This is a genomic window from Verrucomicrobiota bacterium, from assembly GCA_037139415.1.
Lineage (GTDB): Bacteria > Verrucomicrobiota > Verrucomicrobiia > Limisphaerales > Fontisphaeraceae > JBAXGN01.
The window spans coordinates 40,574-55,998 of sequence record JBAXGN010000010.1; the positions used below are offsets into that span (position 1 = coordinate 40,574).

A 15,425-nucleotide genomic window follows, 5' to 3' on the forward strand; every position below is an offset into this window, starting at 1 on the left:
TAATTATTTTACGAAGACGTCCGCATTGAAGGTGGCGGTGGCCAAGGTGGCGATGTTCGTCACCCCGGCTTTGCGGAAGCCGACCAACGTGGATTGACCGTTGCGCGTGAAGCGAATGCCGATGGCGCTGGGGGTTTCGAGGCGTTCGGCCTGCCAGGGGTCCGCTTTCGTGGAGGGATACGGGACCAGCACGGTCAACATGCCCAGTTCACTGCGTTTGTCGGTGGTGGAGGCTTCCACATGCCACTGGTTGGGGAACTCTTTGGTCGGCTTCGGCTTGAAGCCGTCCCATTGACGGAAGGTCAGCGGGAGCGCAGCGGACGGCAGGTACTGCGCCATGACGCCCGCCTTCGGCTGTTGCACGGATAGGCGGTTGGCTTTTTCATCAAGGTCGAACGGTTTCAGGGCGTGGAGCATGAATTGGAAGCTGGCGGGGGCCGCGGCGGCGAGGTCGTCGTAGAGCACGATGAGGTTGGGCTTCACAAAGAGGACGCGGCGCTGGTAACGGGTGAGTTGCTTGCCGTAAGCGGCGGAGGCGTCGCCCGCAACGTAGTCCCAGCCCGGCGCAGATTGGAAATCGGTGATGCGACCGAGCGGTGCGGCGGTGTGTTTCGTCTGTCCCTCCCCGTTCACGAGCACGCCGTTATGCGCCACGGTGCTATGGACCCATTCATAATGGAATTTGCTGCCATGCAAATCGCGATAGACACACGTTGTGAGCAATGATTCCCCGTACGCATTCAATTGGAAGATGTTTTGGGGGTTATGGCCGTGGCTCTGCGAGCCAAACGGGCTGGACTTGAAAAGGAAATGCACGTCATTGGAGGAATGGAGCAGCGTATTGTGCAGGCTGGCGACACCAATGCCGTGAAAGACCTTGGACTGCGGCAGATCGCTCGGCGCTTTGGCGGGCGGCATGTCCGGCAAATTGGCCGCGAACAGGAAACCAAAGATGCCGCCCTCGCGCGACATGTTGCTGGTCTCCATCCACCAGCGCCAGTAGGCCGCACTTTTGCCTTCCGGACGCGCACCTTTGGCGCGGATGAAGTATTCGAGGAAATTGCCAACGCTCGCGGAGGGCGGGCGATAGGAAAGATCGCCAAAGCCGCTGTTGGGCGTGCCGGGCGGCGCGACATACATCGGGAAATCACCGACCTGATCGAAGAACGGCTTCTGCAAACCGTCTATGTTCAGCGCGGATTTGGAAAATTGCATCCAGGTGACGACTTTGCCCATGTAACCGGCCCAGTAGCTCACGCCCTCATGCCAGCCGCCGTCGTCATCGGACCAGATGGGGTAGCAGGAATAGAACTTGTTCACGGCATAATCCAGCCACATCTCGGCCTCGGGCGCTTCGCCCAGCATGGCGATGCCGCCTTCGGCGATCTTGTGCCAGATGCGGTTGCCATGGCTGTTGTACGGCGCGTTCAAATGGCCGGTGCCGCGCGCAATTTCGCCGCTTTCCCAGGCATCCTTGATGCGGCGGCGCCACATGTCGCGAATGACCTGGCGATCGGCGGGCGTGAGCGCGTCATACGCCCAATCGTAGGCGCGCATGGGGCGGTAGAGCATCGCTTTGCCGGCTTCGCAGTTGAGCTTGAAATTTGTGGGGCCGTCCGGGTCCCACGCGGCGAGTTGCAAAAGCCATTTGCGGGCGGCCTCGCCGTATTTGGGTTCCTGCGTGATCAGATAAACAAACGCAATCGTCTCGGCCTCGCGCGTTGCCTTGTCCGATTGCTCGCGATTGGGCCACCAGTATTTGACGGCCTCGGCATCTTCCTTGTCACGGGAGGAACCGCGATGCGCCGGCTCGGGCGTGGGGCCCGCTTTGATGATTTTGTCCGCGTCGGCGACGATTTTCTTGAAGGCCTTGGACTCTTTGCCTTTGGCCAATTCGCGCAGGCGCGGCAGTTCCTCGGGGCGCAGGAACAGCCGGGGGTGTTGCTGCGGCACCCGCTCGCGTTGTTGCGCGCGCGTGGGCATCGGGAACGCCGCCGCGTCGGCCGGGACGATGACGGAACGGACCTGGCTCCAACCGGAACGCTCGCCCTTCTTGTTCACGTACTGATAGCGCCAGAAATATGTGCCGGGCGTGAGCGCCGCCGAGTGCGTGTACGTGTTCCAAACGAAATTGCTCGCCGTAACGGCGTCGGTGAAGTCCGCCTTTTGCGCCCATTGCATGGCATAGGTGACGGCCTCCGGTTCATGCAGCCAGATGAACGACGGCGGGTTGAGCCGCACCGACGCGCCATCGGCTGGGCGGTAACCAATTTCGCCGGGTTTCGGCGCCCGGTTGGGGATGACGGGCGTGGCGGCGTGAATTGACGAGAGATTCACGCACCAACACACCCAAACGGTTAGCAAAGGATACTTCATGAGGCTTTTGTAGCGGCTGGAACCGGAAAAGAACATAGAAAAATGAGCGCGAAAGACTTGCGAAACGGCGGTGCGGAGTTTATGAATGACCAACGTTTATGCAGGAAAACATACCCACCGCGTTACAGGTGATATTTGGCCGGCGAAGCATCCGGGTGTTTCGTCCGGGAGCCGTGAGTGAAGCAACGGTTGAGTTGCTGCTCCAAGCCGCCATGGCCGCGCCCTCCGCCGTCGCGAAGGACCCGTGGCATTTTGTGGTGATCCGCCAGCAGGACAACCTGCAACGCCTCGCGGACGTTCTGCCGCATGGGAAAATGCTGGCCAGCGCCGCGGTGGGCATCGTGGTGTGTGGCGATCTGGAAGTGGCGCACGACCGGCAACTCAGTTACCTGCTGCAAGATTGCTCGGCGGCCATCGAAAACCTGTTGCTCGCGGTGCAAAGCCAGGGGCTGGGGGCGTGTTGGTTGGGCGTACACCCGCGCGAGGATCGTATTCGCGACGTGAAAGCCATTCTCGGGTTGCCGGACTCCATCATTCCCGTCTCAGCCATTGCCATCGGGCAGCCTGGCGAGATCAAAGAACCGCGCACCCGTTACCAGGCCAGCCATGTACGCTTCGAGAAATGGTAATGGCAGTGGGACTCAAGACTTGGGCGGCTTGATCAGCACCAGATGAAAACCATCGTCATCGCCACGCGCAACCGTCACAAGGTGCAGGAGATTCGCGCCCTGCTGGACGGCGTTACGCTTCTGGATTTAAATGACTTTCCGGCGGCGCCACCCGTGGTTGAAGACGCGCCGACCTTTGCCGGCAATGCGATCAAAAAAGCGGTGGAACTGGCCCGCTGGTTACATTCGCAGCGGCACCTGAACGCCGGGCATTGTGTGTTGGCGGATGATTCCGGCCTCGAAGTGGACGCGTTGCACGGCGCGCCCGGCGTGTACTCGGCAAGATTCGCGGCGCTCGATGCTCCCGCCGGAGCAACTTCCAATGGCAATTCTCCCGACACCGCCAACAATGCCAAACTGCTCCGGCTTTTACAGGATGTTCCCCTCGCAAACCGCACCGCGCGCTTCCGCTGCGTCCTGGCGCTGGCCACGGTTGGGGGAAACCAGGCACCGTGGTTGTTTGACGGCGCGTGTGGAGGCCACATTGACTTTGCGCCGCGCGGTAAATCCGGTTTTGGCTATGACCCATTGTTCATCCCTAATGGCCATGTAGAATCCTTTGCCGAACTCGGGGAATCGGTAAAGAACCGCATGAGTCATCGGGCCCGCGCGATGATCAAATTGCAACTGTGGCTAAATTCCGGCAGCGACAAGCTTTGAAAAACACCGTTACCCTGCGGAAGGGTCAGCCGAACATCGCGCTCCGCGAACGACATAGCATGAAAAGCCGACGCGCGATTCGGTTTTTCGGGCGGCTATTGAGCTGCGGTTTTGAATAGGCTTTTCTATAAAAACGTCCACTCTACCTTTATGCGAAGCTCATGTTTCAGTTATCTCAGGTTAGGCTGTATCCTGACGCTGACATTCATCAGTGCAATGGATGGCGCGGAGCCAGACTTTATCGTGGCCACCAATGGCAACGATGGTTGGTCCGGTAAGGCATTCAAAACACCGGCCAGCAAAAGCGACGGCCCGTTTGCAACGCTCCAACGCGCCCGTGACGCCGTGCGGCAGTTAAAGGCCGCCGAACCCGGGCGGAAACGCCCCATCGTGGTGCAAATTCATGGCGGCACATACTGGCTGGCGGACACGCTCGTCTTGGAAGCCGCCGACTCAGGCACGGATGCAGCACCAATCGTGTATGAAGGAGCGCCGGGAGAGGAAGTGTTGCTGAGCGGGGGCACGCAAATCGCAGGCTGGCGGGAAGTTTCCGCCGGACGTTGGGAAACACAACTGCCCACAGTTGCCTCAGGGGAATGGAACTTCTCCCAGCTTTACGTAAACAACCAACGACGCGCCCGCCCGGTAGTCCCGCGCGATGGTTACTTTTTTGTCGCCGCGCAAGTTCCTCCCAGTACGGGCCAGGGCCATGATCGCTTTCGTTTTCATCCAGGCGATTTGCGGGCTGATTGGCATAACCTGCCGGACGTGGAAGTCACCACCTTCCATCTGTGGACCATGGATCGTCTGCACATTAAAACGGTGGATGCCGAACAAAACCTGGTCACCTTCACCGGGCCCACCCACAGCACGGAACAAGGCGCGCTCAAGCCCTCAACCTGGTACCGGGTGGAAAATGTAAAGGAAGCGCTGCAGCCCGGCGAATGGTACCTGGACCGAAAGAGCGGCGTGCTGACACTGCTGGCGCGGGCCGGTGAAAACGTGGCGACCGCCCAGGTAATCGCCCCGCGCCTGCCACAGGTGGTCAGATTTCAAGGCAGCAGCCAAGCGCCCGTGAGCAACATTACCCTGCGCACCCTTACCTTGGCGCACAATGCCTGGAATACACCGGCTCGCGGCTGGGGACATCCGCAGGCCGACGCCTCCATTGAAGCGGCCATTACCGCCCGCTTCGCGCAACGCTGCGCGATCGAGCAATGCGTCATCCGCCACACCGCCACCTATGGTGTGGACTGGAGCGATGGCTGCCACCAGAACCGGGTGGAAGGTTGCGAACTCTATGATCTGGGGGCCGGTGGCGTTAAAGTGGGCCCGTCGAAACTGGGTTGGGAACCCGATACGAACAAGTGGAGCAGCACCACCATCATCCGCGACAACCTGATCGCCCATGGCGGACGCATCTTCCCGCCGGCCGTGGGCATCTGGATCGGCCATGCCTGGAGCAACGACGTCTCGCATAATCATGTCTTTGACTTCTACTATTCGGCAGTGTCAGTGGGCTGGAAATGGGGCCCCGGTTTCAGTCCCGCCCACCACAACCTGATTTACAACAATCACCTGCATGACATCGGTCAGGGTGTGCTCAGCGACATGGCAGGCATCTACACACTTGGGGAATCGCCCGGCACCCGTTTGCAGTTGAATCGCATCCACGACGTCAGCAGCGTGCGCTACGGCGGCTGGGGCATTTACTTTGATGAAAGCAGTTCCAACATCGTCGCCGACTGCAACCTGGTCTATCACACCAAGGATGCCGGGCTGCACCAGCATTACGGCAACAACAACACGGTGACCAATAACATCTTCGCCTTTGGCACCAACGGCCAGATCCGACTGAGCAACCCGGCCAAAAGCGGGCCGATCCTCATCGCCGGAAATATTTTCTATTATAACAGCTCCAACCTCTTTGAACTGGACCGCATGCACGACCGGATGGAGTTCCGCCGGAACGTCTATTGGCGAGAGGGTGGTCCCGTGCTCTTCACCAACCGGACTCCCATTGAAACCTGGCGCTTGCGCGAGCCTGATGCCCTGGTGGCCGACCCCGGTTTCAAGGCGCCGCATGCGGAAAATTTTGAACTGGCAACGAAGTCCCCGGCCATTAAAGCCGGTTTCCAGCCATTCGACATTTCAAAAGCAGGCCGCCTGACCCGACATGATCGAACAGCCTCCCTGCCAGCGGTCACCCGCGTATTCCCGCCCGGCCCGCCTGAACCGCCCAAACCGGTAAACGTCACAATTCGCGACGACTTTGAAATGTACGCACCCGGCCAGCCTATCATGCTATTTACACAGGAAAAGAATCAGGGCGACATCCTGAAAGTCATCAACACCACCGCCGCCAACGGCAAGCAGGCATTGCAATTCACCGAAGGCACCGGCCGTGAACCCGCCTGGCGTCCGCACATTTATACACACGCGAACTTTGCCAACACCCGGATGCGGGCCACGCTCGCCCTGCGGGTGGAACCGGGCGCCCAACTCAACTACGAGTGGCGCGACTGGCCCAACGGTGGCAAATACGCCCCCGGCCCTTCGTTAACCGTCAAAGCCGACGGCACGTTGACGGCCAACGGTACCAAAATCACGCAGTTACCCACCGGACAATGGGTGAAACTGAACATCGAATGCGGCATTGGCGATAAAGCCACCGGCACGTACCAACTGCAAGTCACCCTGCCCGGGCAACCGCCCATCACCAAGACCGACCTCCATTATCAAAGCGCATTCAAAACCATCACCTGGGTGGGGATCTGCTCGTTTGGCGAGGTGGGAACCACTTTTTACGTGGATGACTTCCTGCTGGAAGCAGTCAAATAGTATTGCTTCGTCAACCAGTTTTCGATTGGATTCCATGCCATGGAACACATGTTATCGAGAATTCATCAGGCCGGCGTCATCGCCGTGCTGGTCATCGAACGGGCTGAAGATGCCGTGCCGCTGGCACGTTCCCTGCTGGACGGCGGCATTGACGTCATTGAATTAACCCTGCGAACGCCAGCGGCGCTGGAAGCGCTGCAACGGATCAAACGCGAGGTGCCGGAAGTACTCTGCGGGGTCGGAACCATTCTCACCCCGGAACAGGTCAGCGAGGTGGTGGCCGCCGGAGCCGCCTTTGGGGTGGCGCCGGGAATGAATCCCCGGGTTATCCAGGCCGCAAAGCAAATGGGACTGCCATTCGCCCCGGGGGTGTTGACACCTTCAGATATTGAACAGGCTTTGGAGTTGGGATGCCGGCTGCTAAAGTTTTTCCCAGCCGAACCGTCCGGCGGACTCAAGTATTTGAAAAGCATGGCGGCTCCGTATATGCATCTGAATGTTCGCTTCGTGCCGCTCGGCGGCCTGGAGGCCAGCCACATCACCACCTATCTGGCGGAACCGATGATTCCGGCGCTGGGCGGTTCCTGGCTCGCACCCCGCGACGTGATCCGCAAGCAGGACTGGGCAGCCATCACCGCCAACGCCCGGGCTGCCTCGGATCTGGTTGCCAAGGTGCGGGAGCCCAAGCGATGAGCCGCATCATCACTCTCGGTGAGATCATGGGGCGCCTAGCCGCCCCCGGGTTCAAACGGTTCCAGCAAGCCATGCCGGGTTCAGTGGACGTCACGTTTGCCGGAGCGGAGGCCAGCGTGGCCGCTTCCCTCGCTTATCTGGGCGGCGACGCCGCGTTTGTCACGGCCCTGCCCGATCATGCCATTGCCGACGCTTGCGTGGCCAACCTGCGCGGCATCGGGGTGGATACCAAACATATCCTGCGGGTGCCGCACGGCCGCCTGGGCCTGTATTTCCTGGAACACGGCACCAACCAGCGTTCGGGGAACGTAATCTATGACCGCGAAGGTTCCGCCATGGCGATCACGCCGCCGGAGGCTTATCCGTGGCCGCGTATTTTTGAGAACGCCGGTTGGTTCCACATCTCCGGCATCACCCCGGCCATCTCGCGAAATGCCGCCGCCGTGGCACTGACGGCGGTGCGGGAAGCCGCCAAGCGCGGCCTGCAAATCTCCTGCGACATGAACTACCGCAGCAAACTCTGGCAATGGGATCCGGCACTGAAACCACGCGAACTGGCCACCCACACCATGCGGGAATTACTGCCGTTGGTCGATCTGTTCATCGGCGGACGGGAGGACGTGGAAGCCATACTCGGTCTTGATGGGGCAGCCTCACTCGAAGACCTTGTCCGGCAAATCACGCAACAGTTCCCGCGCCTTCAGCGCGTCGCCATGACGCTGCGCGAAGGCATTTCCGCCACACATAACAATTTCGGCGGCCTGCTCTACGACCGGCACGCGAACCAATTCTGCCATGCCCCACAACCAGGGCACCTATATCCGATCACCAGCATCGTGGACCGCCTCGGCGCCGGCGACGCCTTCACTGCCGGGCTGATCCATGCGCTCACAACCCCCAAGCTTGCCGCCCCGCAAACCGCCATCGCGTTTGCCACTGCCGCCGGCTGCCTCGCGCACTCCATTGAAGGCGATTTCAACTTCAGCACCCGCGCTGAAATCGAGGCGCTCATGAACGGCAGCACCTCAAGTCGCGTGAGACGTTGATTATTTTCACCAACCATGAATACCCCGCGCGCACCTTATTGGCTGGCCACGGCACTCGCTGGGCGGCTGCGTTGGGTGTTGATCTTCTGGATGTTCCTGATGGGAGCGGTCACAGATCAATTCGGATGGACCGCGTCGTTTCTCGTCGCCGCCAGCCTTAGTTTTGCAGGTTCGCTCGCGTGGTTGTTCGTGAATCCGGATGTGCCGATTCCCACCCCCGATAAGCTCGCGAAATGAAATATACATTTACACTCATTACCGCCCTCCTGATGGCTCCGCCAGCCTCGCGGGGAGCTGAAGCGATGGAGGGGCGCGTCGGGCTCATGCCACGGACAGAGGATTACACCTTGCTGTGGTGGGCCGACGGGCCACCCAGTTTCCTCAGCAGCAAAGCGCCGCCCGCCACCGAGACACTGTGCTTACAATCCGGCTCGTGGGGGTTGGCGTTTGATGCCAATAAAGTGCGGGCCTTGCGGGCCGGCAAATGGGCGACCCCGATGAGGGAGGAACTGGCTGTGCTACCCGGACGCACGGCACTGGCCGAGTTACCGACCGTTGCCTGGGATTGTGCGGTGGTTGCCGATGGCCACAGGTTCACCTGTGTGGGGCGAATGGAAACCAAAGGGGAGTTCTTCCAACCTGTGCGCTTCGTCGAGAGCGGGCGATTTTTCCAGCGCGTGGTAATTGAGGGTTTGAAGTTTGCCGACAGCACTGGAAAGGAATTCTCCGGCGGCGCGCGCCTGGAAATTTCGGCGTGGCCGGATCGGCTGGCCTTACGGTTGGAATTGGAACCCAAAGACCTGCCGGCAGCAGGAACTGCTGAGTTGCGATGGGATGAGCGTTGCGTCTCCGCCCCGCTGGTTGCCAAAACCTCTGTCCAGCTTGAAGTGTTTGACAATCAAACCGACCCACGCCCCACCCTGGAAGCCGACCCGGCGTTGAGGCTCGGTTTCGACACCGCACTTGGCTGCCAAACGCTTCAGTTACCGGAAAATCCATGGAGCAACTCAAAGGGCACCTATTATCCGGAAGAGCATTTGGACCGACTGGATCGCTGGCGCTTCCGACTGCAAAACAATTCAGATCGCCCAACGGTGGCCCGCCTGATGTTCACGCAGCAGAAGAATATCAATCTCACTGGCTTCACGCCGATGCTGTGTGAAACCAATGGCACGCCCACGGGGCTGCCGGTGCAGATTTCCAAGAACTGGCACCGACGCCCGGAGAAAGGCGTCTTACCGCACGAAGGTCCGTGGTTCCACGGTTGCGCGTTTGTCCGGTTGCCGCCAAAGTCAAAGCGCGAACTGGTGTTTCAGATGGTCTATGCGCGCTACGGCGGAATTTTCGCGGCATCGCACGCACAACTCTGCCTGATCGGCTGGGGGCACAACCAGTTCTGGGACCAGACCGCCATCGGAAGTTTCGGCGAAAGCATCTGTTTCGAGCCGGGACGCGTGCAACGGCGCTGCTTCATTGACGATGTGCGGCCCCTCATGACGCTACCGCATGACAAGCCCACCAAACCTTGGGGCTGGGCGGAAAACTGCGGTGGCGGCGACTTTTTCATGTGGCAGGATGCGACGGGACGCTATCAGCCGATGCGTGCCACCCGCACCGATTACCGCGCCTATGGGCCCTGCCTCACCGATGTGAGCTACACTGAAGAATCAACCGGCGGTGAACTGGCCGCACGCATGGATGTTTCATTACCCCGCAGCGACGACCACCTGCGCACCTTCTTCCGGCTGCGCTACGATGTACGCCGTCCGATGCAATGGCAGCGGTTGGCATTTTTCCAACTGGGCGCCGATTTCTATAACGATGTTCCCGCCCGCCGGGTCGCGGTCGGCGACATGAACGGTTTACGCGAGGAATGGGAACCGAAGCGAGCGAAGGATGTCTTCGACCGCTGTGCGGTGCCGCTAACCGGCGCGCAACCGTGGATGTCCATCCACGGAGTGGAGCGCGAGGCGCTTCGTACCGGAAGTGCCGCTGCCAGCCGTGGGCTCATCGTGCGCAGTTGGCGGGCGGTGCTCGGCGGCAAGCCTTCACCCCAGCCGCACGCCTCGTTTTTCTGCACTGAATGGGGCAAAGGCAATTATCGCACCGTGCTCGAACTTGCGCCGCCGGCGAACCTCAAGGAATTGCAGCCCGGCGACTTCGTGGAGGCTGACCTGGAACTGGTGGTTTTGCCCGCCACGGCCACCGCCTACTACGGGCCAGATAAAGCCTTTCGGGAAGCGCGGGCGAACAGCGCTGACACTTGGCGACTCGTCCAGCGGGAAGCGGCAGGCAATGCGGTGAACCCCCAAGCACGTCGCGGTAAAGTGCTGAAACCATATCCCTTGCGCATCGAGGTGGACGACCGCCAAACGGCCGAGGTGACGCTATGCGGCGGCCTGGGTTATGTGCCAGCGACCTTCAGCGGGTTGACCGCGCCTGATGGGTATGCGCTTTTTGTTGATGGACAGCCCCTCAATCAGAGCGTACACGGCAACGACTTCTGGCAGACTGATTATAACCCGGCTACCCAACAATGGCAGCAAACCTTTAACCTCGCGTTCTCCACGAACCAGTTCCACACGGTGCGCCTGGAAAGAAAACCTTAAACAAACACACTCACCATGACACTGCGATTCATCCCGATTCTCTTGCTAACCCTCATCACCCTCCTGGCGGCCGATGATCCGCAAATTTCGGCCGTGCGTGCGGCGGATGATGAACGCGTGGCCGCCACCCTCACAGCGGACCGCGGACGGCTCACTGCGCTTTTTTCTGATGACCTGCGCTATGCGCATTCCACCGGCATGGTTGATACAAAGGCGACGCTCACGGAGACCATTGTGAGCGGACGCACCAAATACGAGGTCATCCGCTATGAGGAGCGGAATTTCACCATCCCGGCACCCGGCATCGCGCTCATGGCGGGGCGCGCCAACTTTAAAACAACCAACGCCAAAGGCACTGCGGATGTGCTGTTAAGTTTCCTGAGCGTCTGGCGATTCGAACAAGGGCAGTGGCGGTTTCTCGCGTGGCAATCCAGCAAAATACCAGCGCCGACGGAGGACACGGTTTCAAACCCGGCCCAGGAGGCGCCAAAAGCAATTCAAGACCATGGCGCGGGAGCCCTTGCCGGGCAGGCTTTGAATCCCAAGCAAGCGGCAGACCGCGTGCTGGCCGGCCTCTTCAAGGTCACCGCGCCGGAAGTGAAGGGTGCACATGATGCGGAATTTGCCTGCGTCGGCGATCGGGCATATATCGTCGCAGAGGTCAACGATGAGAAGGCGAGTGAAAGTGCGGGCTGGCCAATCATCTATTCGGCGCTGTCCATTGTGGACCTCAAGACACTGGCGGTGGTGAAGACTCTCCCCTTTGCCAAAAGCGGGCAGGCCTTTGAGAACGAAACGCTGCCGACCGGCGCCTGTTTTGTTCCGCGCATCATCCAGAAGGATGCCAGGACCGTGCGCTGTTACTTCGCCAGCGAGGCGCCCACCAAACGTCAATCGCAGACCTGGTTCCTGGATTTCAATATTGAACGCATGGAGTTTGAAAAACAAATCCACCGTGCCAAGCTCAAGACCGACGCTGGCGTGTTCGACCTGCAGCCGCAATATTTTCATGCCGATACCGCCGCGCACGGGTTCAAGCGTCCGGCCAAGGATTTCGGTCTTTACCTCTTTGACTCATTCAAAACCTTTGACGGCAAGACTTATGTGGCACTCAACAATTACCCGGGCGGACAGAATGCGCTGGCCATGGCCAACGAGGCGCTCGACACGTTTGAGATCGTCGGGCATTACAATGAACCGTTTGATTTGAATCTGACGGAGTCAGCGGTGAACCGCCTGCCCGATGGCACCTGGATGGCCATCTGCCGCCAGGAGGGTGGCAACCGGAATTACACCTTCACCACGAGCAAGGATGGCAAAACGTGGTCGCGCGGGGAGCATCGCGACTTCGTCCCAAACGGGAGCAGTTCCAAGCCCACCTTCGATAAATTTCGCGGCGTTTATTACCTCGGCTGGCAGGAGTCCACCCGGATCAACGGCGTCGGGCGCAGCGTGTTCAACCTGGACATCTCCAGAGATGGCAAGACGTGGGAGCGCAAGTATCGTTTCGAGACCGGGAAATCCTTCCAATATCCCACCTTCCACGAGCATCACGGCAGTATCTGGCTCGCGGTGACACAGGGCGACACTGATTCAAGCCGGAAGGAACGTATCATGTTTGGAAAACTGGAATAATTTTATAACCACAGAACCCATCATAGCTATGAAAGGCAAAATGATCGCTCCCCTCATGTGCTGGCTGGTGACGGCAACCGCCGCGTTCAGCGCCGCCAGTGAGCCGGTTATTCCACCGCTCAATGCCACGCCCGGCCCGGAATACGCCGATGAGGTGCGCATGTTCCAAGGGATCCCGGCCATCGAACGCGCACCCAATGGCCGGCTCTGGGCGGCGTGGTACGGCGGCGGCATCACCGAAGACAAAAACAACTACATCATACTCGATACCAGTGGCGACGACGGCCGTACCTGGCAACGGGCGCTGATCCTGGATCCCGACCGCGACGGGCCGGTGCGCGCGTTCGACCCCTGCCTCTGGCACGACCCCGCCGGCAAGCTCTGGCTCTTCTGGGCGCAGCGGCCGGACAGCCGGCCGGCCGATTGCATGGCGATCACCACCACTGAATCGGGCAATGCCAAAGCGACGTGGTCGGCACCGCGCCGGTTTTTTGAGGGCATCATGATGAACAAGCCGACAGTTGCGGCAGACGGGCGCTGGCTGGCGCCGGCGGCGGTCTGGTTCAGCAACGATAGCGCGCACGTCATGGCCACGGTGGACCAAGGGAAGACCTACACGCAAATCGGCGCCGCCAACATCCCGGATAGGAAAGACCGCAACTGCGATGAACACATGCTGGTGCAAAAGCGCGACCAAAGCCTCTGGCTGCTTGTACGCACCCGCTACGGCATCGGAGAAAGCGTTTCCAAGGATGGCGGCAAGACCTGGCCAGAGGTCGTTCCCAGCCCGATCCCCCACCCCACCACGCGCTTTTTCATCCGCCGCCTCAGCAGCGGCAACCTATTGCTGGTGCGACATGATCCCCCCAATAACGCCCGCACGCGCTCCCATCTCAAAGCCTTCCTGTCGGAAGATGATGGCCAGACCTGGAAAGGCGGTCTGCTGCTGGATGAGCGGCGCAATGTCTCCTATCCCGACGGAGTGCAAGCCAGCAATGGACTCCTCTATGTCATCTACGATTGGGAACGCCAACGCGACAAGGAAATCCTGATGGCCACGTTCCGCGAAGCGGATGTGCTCCAGGGAACAATGGTGTCGCCCGATGGCCGCTTGCGGGCGCGCATCAACCAGGCCACCGGCACCAATGCCCCCGCCACCGTGCAAGGCAAGCGCGCAGCAAACGAGGACGGCAAACCGTTGCTCAAAGGACCGGCGCCGGAAATCGAGTACGGCGAAGGCGAAGCGGATGTGATGAACCCCGGCGCCAAGCTTTTCCTGGATCGCAATTACACGGCTCAGGAAGTGCCGGCGGCACTGCGCGGCAATAAGTTTGTCCGGTTCAACATCGGGGGCGGGCGCATCCTCTGCCGTCAACCCGGCGTGGTCTATCTGATCACCCCTTCGGCCGGACGGCAGCGAGACAGCCTGGCGGAGGCGCTTTTGAAGAGCGGTTTTGAAAAAGTCAAACTTCCGGAATTCCTGATGTTCGATGGGGAACAAAATGTGTGCACGGTTTTCCAAAAGCGACTGGTCAAAGAAGAGGCCTTGAATGTGGAGAAGTGGGGAATCCTGGTGCTACCCGGTCAGGAAGCGAAACTCAGCCGGATCTCTTCGGTTGAACTCGCGGCGGATACCGAGACCCTGAAGTTGTGGGATCCGCAAGTGCCCTTCCCGCCTTACGATGAGATGCCCGATCTGCCCGTGGTGACCCATGTACAAGTAGAGCGCGCGGTCCAAGGCGGCTACCACTACCTGCATGAACCTGCCCTTGCCTGGCACAAAAATGTTCTGCATGCCGGCTGGGCCAATCACCGGCTTTTTGAGATCAACGTGAAAGACGAACTGCTGCGGGGCACCACCTCCACCGATGGCGGCCTCACCTGGGCTCCCGCCAAGATCTGGGCGGAGAAGCCGCTGCTCGGGGGCGAGTCCTTTAATCATCCCGTGCTGTATTCGCATCAGGGCAAGCTCTGGGGATTCTTCACCCGCTGGGAAAAGGAACAGCCACGCACGGAACTGTTCACCCTGGACGAAGCCGCCGGTACCTGGCAACCGCTCAACCAGCACATCCCCGGCTTCATTCCGTTTACCCCGCCGCGCAAGCTGCGGGATGGCAACTGGATCATCGGCGGCGAACTGCTTTGGTACGAGGCGGCGGTCGCGATCAGCTACGGGGATGATTTCACGCGATGGGACGTGGTGCAAATCCCCCGGCCGGAAAGCATCAAACTGATGTTCCCGGAAACCACCTTCCTGGAACAGGGCAATGCCCTGGTGGCCATTTGCCGGCCCAAGGATGCCAAGACCGCCCCGGCCTCCGTCAGCACGGATTGCGGACGCACCTGGACACCGTTGCGCCAGAGTAATTTTCCGTTGGCCGCCAGCAAACCGCTCAGCGGACGGCTCAGCACCGGCCAGCAATACCTCATCACGGGCAATCTGGAACAAGGTCGCAACCTGATGAGCATTGCGGTGACCGCCCCCGGTGACCAGACGCTTTGCCGGATTTGGAAAATCCGCCACCAGCAGTCCCCCAAGCGCCGCCTGCTGGGCAGCCAGGACGGCAAAAAGACGCATGTGGGCAACAGCACCGAATGGTCTTATCCGGCGGCCGTGGAGCACGACGGCAAACTGTACATCATCTACACCCAGGGCAAGGAAGACTGTGCGCTGTCCATCATTCCGGTGACCGCGCTGGCGGTGAAGTGATGGTCGTCTGCCCGGATATGAATGCAACACCCTTAACACCTTGGAAGGTGGTCTGAGCGACGACTTCGACGCGGGTCAGGTTGAGAGCGGCCCCTTCCGCCTGAAAAACCGTGGCGGCCGCAGCGGCAAAACCGGCGCCCGCCAACGTCATCGCAAACAGCAAACAATAGATGATCCGCATATTCAT

At 60.1% G+C, this 15,425-nt stretch carries 11 protein-coding genes; 9 read left to right on the forward strand and 2 right to left on the reverse strand.

Annotated elements, in window-relative coordinates:
* Positions 1–3: 3 nt before the first annotated feature.
* The gene (locus tag WCO56_03125) at positions 4–2,376 is read right to left on the reverse strand and encodes a DUF4962 domain-containing protein (protein MEI7728530.1); all 2,373 of its coding nucleotides are present in this window, start codon (positions 2,374–2,376) and stop codon (positions 4–6) included.
* A gap of 98 nt (positions 2,377–2,474) precedes the next feature.
* On the opposite strand from WCO56_03125, the gene WCO56_03130 reads away from it, so the two are divergent.
* The 9 genes from WCO56_03130 to WCO56_03170 all read left to right on the forward strand — a co-directional run bounded on the left by WCO56_03130 (position 2,475) and on the right by WCO56_03170 (position 15,238).
* The gene (locus tag WCO56_03130; protein MEI7728531.1) at positions 2,475–3,005 is read left to right on the forward strand and encodes a nitroreductase family protein; all 531 of its coding nucleotides are present in this window, start codon (positions 2,475–2,477) and stop codon (positions 3,003–3,005) included.
* Positions 3,006–3,047: 42 nt separating this feature from the next.
* Positions 3,048–3,704, forward strand: coding sequence for a non-canonical purine NTP pyrophosphatase (locus WCO56_03135; protein MEI7728532.1), 657 nt, complete (start codon positions 3,048–3,050; stop codon positions 3,702–3,704).
* A 150-nt stretch (positions 3,705–3,854) separates the two neighbouring features.
* Positions 3,855–6,545: a right-handed parallel beta-helix repeat-containing protein gene (locus WCO56_03140; GenBank protein ID MEI7728533.1), complete on the forward strand. Its 2,691-nt coding sequence runs from the start codon at positions 3,855–3,857 to the stop codon at positions 6,543–6,545.
* Between the two features lie 39 nt (positions 6,546–6,584).
* Positions 6,585–7,238 (forward strand): bifunctional 4-hydroxy-2-oxoglutarate aldolase/2-dehydro-3-deoxy-phosphogluconate aldolase, encoded by a 654-nt coding sequence (eda, locus tag WCO56_03145; protein MEI7728534.1) that lies wholly within the window; start codon positions 6,585–6,587, stop codon positions 7,236–7,238.
* Positions 7,235–8,284 carry a sugar kinase gene (locus WCO56_03150; protein ID MEI7728535.1) on the forward strand — a complete coding sequence of 350 codons (1,050 nt, stop codon included), beginning with the start codon at positions 7,235–7,237 and terminating at the stop codon, positions 8,282–8,284. The genes eda and WCO56_03150 overlap by 4 nt, the downstream gene beginning before the upstream one ends.
* A 15-nt stretch (positions 8,285–8,299) precedes the next feature.
* Positions 8,300–8,521 (forward strand): hypothetical protein, encoded by a 222-nt coding sequence (locus WCO56_03155; protein ID MEI7728536.1) that lies wholly within the window; start codon positions 8,300–8,302, stop codon positions 8,519–8,521.
* Positions 8,518–10,893: a hypothetical protein gene (locus WCO56_03160; GenBank protein MEI7728537.1), complete on the forward strand. Its 2,376-nt coding sequence runs from the start codon at positions 8,518–8,520 to the stop codon at positions 10,891–10,893. Before WCO56_03155 ends, WCO56_03160 begins: the two co-directional genes overlap by 4 nt.
* 15 nt (positions 10,894–10,908) lie before the next feature.
* A complete protein-coding gene (locus tag WCO56_03165) occupies positions 10,909–12,528 on the forward strand; it encodes a DUF4440 domain-containing protein (protein MEI7728538.1) in 1,620 nt (539 codons plus the stop codon).
* Positions 12,529–12,556: 28 nt separating this feature from the next.
* On the forward strand, positions 12,557–15,238 hold the full coding sequence (locus WCO56_03170) for a sialidase family protein (GenBank protein MEI7728539.1): 2,682 nt from the start codon (positions 12,557–12,559) through the stop codon (positions 15,236–15,238).
* Here WCO56_03170 and WCO56_03175 read toward each other — a convergent pair.
* The gene (locus WCO56_03175; GenBank protein MEI7728540.1) at positions 15,207–15,419 is read right to left on the reverse strand and encodes a hypothetical protein; all 213 of its coding nucleotides are present in this window, start codon (positions 15,417–15,419) and stop codon (positions 15,207–15,209) included. The two genes, WCO56_03170 and WCO56_03175, sit on opposite strands and share 32 nt — an antisense overlap.
* Between the last annotated feature and the right edge of the window lie 6 nt (positions 15,420–15,425).

What these genes read in the sequence shown, in the direction of transcription:
- WCO56_03125 (MEI7728530.1), bottom strand. Translation starts at nt 2,376, where the DNA reads ATGAAGTATCCTTTGCTAACCGTTTGGGTGTGTTGGTGCGTGAATCTC.
- WCO56_03130 (MEI7728531.1), top strand. Translation starts at nt 2,475, where the DNA reads ATGCAGGAAAACATACCCACCGCGTTACAGGTGATATTTGGCCGGCGA.
- WCO56_03135 (MEI7728532.1), top strand. Translation starts at nt 3,048, where the DNA reads ATGAAAACCATCGTCATCGCCACGCGCAACCGTCACAAGGTGCAGGAG.
- WCO56_03140 (MEI7728533.1), top strand. Translation starts at nt 3,855, where the DNA reads ATGCGAAGCTCATGTTTCAGTTATCTCAGGTTAGGCTGTATCCTGACG.
- eda (MEI7728534.1), top strand. Translation starts at nt 6,585, where the DNA reads ATGGAACACATGTTATCGAGAATTCATCAGGCCGGCGTCATCGCCGTG.
- WCO56_03150 (MEI7728535.1), top strand. Translation starts at nt 7,235, where the DNA reads ATGAGCCGCATCATCACTCTCGGTGAGATCATGGGGCGCCTAGCCGCC.
- WCO56_03155 (MEI7728536.1), top strand. Translation starts at nt 8,300, where the DNA reads ATGAATACCCCGCGCGCACCTTATTGGCTGGCCACGGCACTCGCTGGG.
- WCO56_03160 (MEI7728537.1), top strand. Translation starts at nt 8,518, where the DNA reads ATGAAATATACATTTACACTCATTACCGCCCTCCTGATGGCTCCGCCA.
- WCO56_03165 (MEI7728538.1), top strand. Translation starts at nt 10,909, where the DNA reads ATGACACTGCGATTCATCCCGATTCTCTTGCTAACCCTCATCACCCTC.
- WCO56_03170 (MEI7728539.1), top strand. Translation starts at nt 12,557, where the DNA reads ATGAAAGGCAAAATGATCGCTCCCCTCATGTGCTGGCTGGTGACGGCA.
- WCO56_03175 (MEI7728540.1), bottom strand. Translation starts at nt 15,419, where the DNA reads ATGCGGATCATCTATTGTTTGCTGTTTGCGATGACGTTGGCGGGCGCC.